This is a genomic window from Planktotalea sp. (assembly GCF_039984035.1).
In the GTDB taxonomy this organism is placed as follows: Bacteria; Pseudomonadota; Alphaproteobacteria; order Rhodobacterales; family Rhodobacteraceae; genus Planktotalea.
In genome coordinates, this window is sequence record NZ_JBDWVM010000355.1 from 1 (window position 1) to 4981 (window position 4981).

The 4981-nt window shown below is 54.2% G+C and carries 6 protein-coding genes; all 6 read left to right on the forward strand.

Annotated elements, in window-relative coordinates; translation table 11 throughout:
- Positions 1-302: SDR family oxidoreductase (locus ABJQ89_RS15875; protein ID WP_348497139.1), on the forward strand; the 302-nt coding region annotated here is incomplete at its 5' end.
- A gap of 3 nt (positions 303-305) precedes the next feature.
- The gene (locus tag ABJQ89_RS15880; protein WP_348497140.1) at positions 306-1232 is read left to right on the forward strand and encodes a 3-hydroxyacyl-CoA dehydrogenase NAD-binding domain-containing protein; all 927 of its coding nucleotides are present in this window, start codon (positions 306-308) and stop codon (positions 1230-1232) included.
- Positions 1233-1277: 45 nt separating this feature from the next.
- Positions 1278-2558 (forward strand): ABC transporter substrate-binding protein, encoded by a 1281-nt coding sequence (locus ABJQ89_RS15885; protein ID WP_348497141.1) that lies wholly within the window; start codon positions 1278-1280, stop codon positions 2556-2558.
- Between the two features lie 64 nt (positions 2559-2622).
- On the forward strand, positions 2623-3351 hold the full coding sequence (locus ABJQ89_RS15890; protein WP_348497142.1) for an ABC transporter ATP-binding protein: 729 nt from the start codon (positions 2623-2625) through the stop codon (positions 3349-3351).
- Positions 3344-4051 carry an ABC transporter ATP-binding protein gene (locus tag ABJQ89_RS15895; protein ID WP_348497143.1) on the forward strand — a complete coding sequence of 236 codons (708 nt, stop codon included), beginning with the start codon at positions 3344-3346 and terminating at the stop codon, positions 4049-4051. The genes ABJQ89_RS15890 and ABJQ89_RS15895 overlap by 8 nt, the downstream gene beginning before the upstream one ends.
- A complete protein-coding gene (locus tag ABJQ89_RS15900) occupies positions 4052-4915 on the forward strand; it encodes a branched-chain amino acid ABC transporter permease (protein ID WP_348497144.1) in 864 nt (287 codons plus the stop codon). It abuts the gene before it with no gap.
- Positions 4916-4981: the final 66 nt, after the last annotated feature.

The following is a 4981-nucleotide window of genomic DNA, read 5'->3' on the forward strand; positions in this document are numbered from 1 at the left end:
ATTGTGCGTCTAAAGCGGCTGTAGATGGCGTGACCAAAGCGCTTGGCTGTGAGCTAGGCCCAACAGGCATCACTGTAAACGCAATCGCGCCTACGGTTTTCCGCTCGCCTTTGACTGCTTGGATGTTTGAAGACACGGACAAAGCCAAAGCCGTTCGCGAAGGTTTCTTGGCGCGTGTTCCTAAGGGTCGTTTAGGTGAACCTGAAGACTTGGCAGGACCTTTGCTCTTCTTGTCCTCAAGTGCGTCTGATTTTTATACGGGGCATATTCTTTATGCCGATGGCGGATATACGGCGGGCTGATCGATGCGTAAGAATTGTCAAACCGCCGTTGTTGGCGCGGGTCTCATGGGGCATGGCATTGCCCTGACCCTTGCCGCTGCGGGCCAATATGTGCGTATCACCGATCCGTTCGAAGCGGCCCGTGCAAGCGTGGCTGGGCGTATCGCCGACAGCCTTAAAACGCTGGGGTATGAGCCCGAAAAAATTGTCAAGATTTTGAAGAAGATCGAGATCACCAGCACGATTGAATCGGCCGTGAACGAGGCGGAGTTCGTCTTTGAAGCTGCGCCAGAAAAGCTTGATCTGAAGCGTGAAATTTTCGCTGAAATCGAGGCGCATGCACCAGAACACTGCATTTTGGCGTCCAACACATCTGTAATGCCGATCACAGAAATCATGAGCGAATTGCGCCTGAAGTCCCGCGCGGTTGGCACCCATTGGTGGAACCCGCCGCACATGATCCCTTTGGTTGAGGTGGTCAGCACGGAATGGACTGATGATAGCGTCGCGGATGCGATGATGGACCTGTTGCAAGATGCGGGCAAAACACCTGTACGCGTCAAAAAGGACGTTCCAGGGTTCATCGGCAACCGCTTGCAGCACGCGCTCTGGCGCGAGGCGATCAGCTTGGTCGAGAACGACATCTGCGATGCAGAAGCCGTTGATACAGTGATCAAAGCCAGCTTTGGACGCCGCTTGGCGGTCCTCGGCCCACTGGAAAATGCGGATCTCGTAGGCACTGATCTGAGCCTCGATATCCACGAGAATGTTCTGTTCGATCTCGAAAGCCGGAAAGGGCCGTCGCCCTATCTTGAGCAGCTCGTCAAAGACGGGCGGCTTGGGATGAAAACCGGCAAAGGATTTCGCGAATGGACTGAAGATGAAGCCGATCAGCTGCGCGCGCGCGTGGCACGGCATCTAACGCGTCTTGAAGACATACTAAACGATTGACGCAAAACTCGTCTGGCTCGGGAGGTCAGACACAGGGAGGAAAAGATGAAAACTAAAACGAACACTTATTCACGTCGTCGCTTTATGGCGGGCAGCGCAATGGCGCTGGCAACACCAGCGATTTTGTCCAGCTCTCGCGCATATGCGGCCAACCCAGTAATTAAAGTGGGGCACGTTAGCCCACGCACCGGTCCTTTGGCAGGTTTCGCTGAGGCCGATGATTATGTTCTCAAGTCAGTGAGCCAAGCGCTCTCTGCTGGTTTGGAAAACAACGGGAAAGCTTACTCCGTTGAAATCATTTCTAAAGACAGCCAATCCAACCCGAACCGCGCAGCTGAGGTTGCTGCGGATTTGATCCTTGGCGATGAGGTTGATCTGATCGTTGCGGCCTCTACGCCAGACACAGTGAACCCTGTGTCTGATCAGGCTGAAATCAACGAAGTGCCGTGCATCACAACAGATTGCCCATGGCAGCCATATTTCTTTGGCCGCAATGGTGTTCCGGGTGAAGGGTTTGAAAACACCTACCACTTCTTCTGGGGTCTGGAAGATGTGATCGGTTCTTTCCTTGATATGTGGGGCCAAAGCGGTGTCGCAAAGAAGGTCGGTGGATTGTTCCCGAACGACGCCGATGGCAACGCTTGGGGGGATGCAGAACTTGGTCTGCCAAAACCATTGGCTGCCGCGGGATATGATCTGGTTGATCCGGGTCGCTATCAACCCCTTTCGGATGATTTCAGCAACCAAATCGCAGCCTTCAAAGCGGCTGGCGTTGAGATCGTTACAGGCAATATGATCCCACCAGATTTCGCAACATTCTGGGCACAATCTGCGCAGCAGGGCTTTGCGCCGAAGGTTGTGACAATCGGTAAAGCATTGTTGTTCCCATCCGTGATTGAAGCCTTGGGCGAGCGCGGCGATGGTCTGTCGTCTGAAGTTTGGTGGTCACCGAACCATCCGTTCAGTTCTTCTTTGACGGGCGCGAGCTCTAAAGAATTGGCAGATGGCTATACCGCGGATTCAGGTCGCCCATGGACACAGCCAATTGGCTTTAAGCATGCGTTGTTTGAAGTGGTGGCTGATGTGATCAAACGTGCGGAAGATCTTGAAGATCCAGCCGCGATTGTTTCAGCGATTGCGTCAACCAACCTGAATACGATCACCGGTAACGTGAACTGGGCGAACGGCCCAATCAACAACGTCACCAAGACACCGCTGGTTGCTGGTCAATGGCAGCGTGACGGTGACACACTTGATCTGAAGATCGTTGCGAATTCTTCAGCGCCTGAGATCCCGCTTACGGGTGAGTTAAAGCTACTTTCGTAAGTAGAAAACTATGGCGGTGCATGATGTCGTGCGCCGCCATTTTCATGAATAAATGCGAGGAAATATGACCGCGTTTTTACAACTAGATCAGGTGTCAAAATCCTTTGGCGCAGTGACTGTTGCGGATGAACTCAGCTTTAGCGTCGAGCAAGGTCAGGCGCTTGGCGTGATCGGCCCCAACGGCGCTGGTAAAACGTCGATGTTCAACCTGATTACAGGCACGTTGTCCCCAAATTCGGGGCGGGTCACCTTTGATGGCCGCGATGTCACCGGCCACAGCGCGACCAAGCGATGCCGTGCGGGCATGGCGCGCAGTTTTCAGGTGCCACAGCCGTTTTCTGGCATGACCGTTTTTGAGAATGCGATGATCGCCGCCACGCAAGCAGGAGGCATGCAAGGCGCTGAGGCCGAAGCATTCTGTATTGAGGTCCTTGAGCAAACAGAACTTTTGGATCGCGCGAATACGCTTGCAGGTGGTTTGACCTTGCTCGGACGCAAGCGTTTGGAATTGACCCGTGCGCTCTGTGCCAAGCCAAAGTTGTTGATGCTTGACGAGATCGCGGGCGGTTTGACCGAAGCGGAATGCACCTCGCTCGTGCAAACCATCAAAGACATTCACGCACGCGGCGTCACGATCATCTGGATCGAGCACGTCGTGCACGCGCTTTTGGCTGTCGTGGACAAGCTAATGGTGATCGATTTCGGCAGCAAAATTGCCGAAGGCGAGCCACGCGCGATCATGGACAGTCCGGAAGTGAAGAAAATCTATTTGGGGATTGAAGCGGATGCCTGAACCCATTCTTAAACTCAACGGACTTGAAGCCTTTTACGGTGATTTCCAAGCGCTCTATGGGATCGATCTAGAGGTCACTGAGGGCGAAGTTTTGGCCATTATCGGCGCAAACGGCGCGGGCAAAACAACGCTGATGCGTTCTATTTCCGGCCTTACGCAGAACCAACCTTCCATGGTTCAATACCTTGGCAACGACATCGGCGCGTTGCGTGCGGATGAGGTCGCGGCGCGGGGAATTGCCTTGGTGCCAGAAGGGCGTCAGCTGTTCCCATCGCTGTCGGTTGAAGAAAATCTCATCATCGGTGGTCAGATTGGACGTAAGGGCCCTTGGTCGCTTGAGGCGGTTTATAAGCTCTTTCCCATCTTGCAGGAACGTCGCCACCAGCAATCCACGTCGCTTTCCGGTGGTCAGCAGCAGATGGTTGCGATTGGCCGCGCATTGATGGCGAACCCTGATTTGATCCTGTTTGATGAAATCAGTCTCGGCCTCGCGCCGATCATCATCAAGGACATCTACGACGCGCTTCCTGGGATTATTGGCGAAGGGATGAGCGCGCTCATCGTGGAGCAAGACATCACCAAAGCGCTGTCCGTCTCTCAACGTTTTTACTGTCTGCAAGAGGGGCGTGTTTCCCTTGAAGGCGCATCTGCAACTGTTGCCCGCGGAGATATTTCGCGCGCCTATTTCGGAGTAGAATAAATGGAATGGGTCAATGCAATTGTGCAAGGAACGCTGCTCGGGGGGCTTTACGCGCTCTTTGCTGCGGGGCTTTCACTGATCTTTGGCGTGATGCGCCTTGTGAACATAGCCCATGGGGATCTCATCGTTTTGGGCGCCTATCTTGGCCTATCCGTCACAACCATTCTGGGTCTGCATCCGCTGCTCGCCTTGATCGTCGTTGTGCCTGCGATGGCGGGGATCGGGTACGTCTTGCAACGCGGAATTTTGAACCAAACCTTGGGCAAGGATATCCTGCCACCGCTATTGGTGACGTTCGGCCTGTCGGTGATCATCCAAAACGCGCTTTTGGAAACATATTCCGCCGATCCGCAAAAGATGAATGCCGGTGCGCTTGAAACTGCGAGCGTGTCGCTTGGTGGCTTGTCCCTTGGGGTTCTGCCCGTCATGACATTCGCGATAGCTGTCGTTGTGATCGCACTGCTGCAATGGGTGTTCTATCGCACTGCGCTTGGCCGTGCCTTTCGCGCGACATCTGACAATCAGGAAATCGCGCAACTTATGGGCCTCAATCGACGCCATATCTTTGGTCTTGCGATGGCGCTGGCGCTTGCCGTGACCGCGATTGCAGGCATCATGCTCGGTATTCGGACCAGCTTTGATCCTTCTATCGGTGGTGGTCGTCTTATCTTTGGCTTTGAAGCTGTGATCATCGGCGGTCTTGGTAACCTTTGGGGCACCTTGGCGGGCGGCGTGATTTTGGGCGTGGCCCAAACCATCGGCGCCAAGATTGATCCCGGTTGGCAGCTCCTTGCGGGGCATCTCACCTTCCTTGTCATCCTTGCCATTAAGCCTAATGGCCTATTCCCGAGGATCAACGAATGACACCTTCTCAGTACCATGTCACACGGACCTCTCCGGTCACGAAATATGCCACCATTCTTGGCCTGA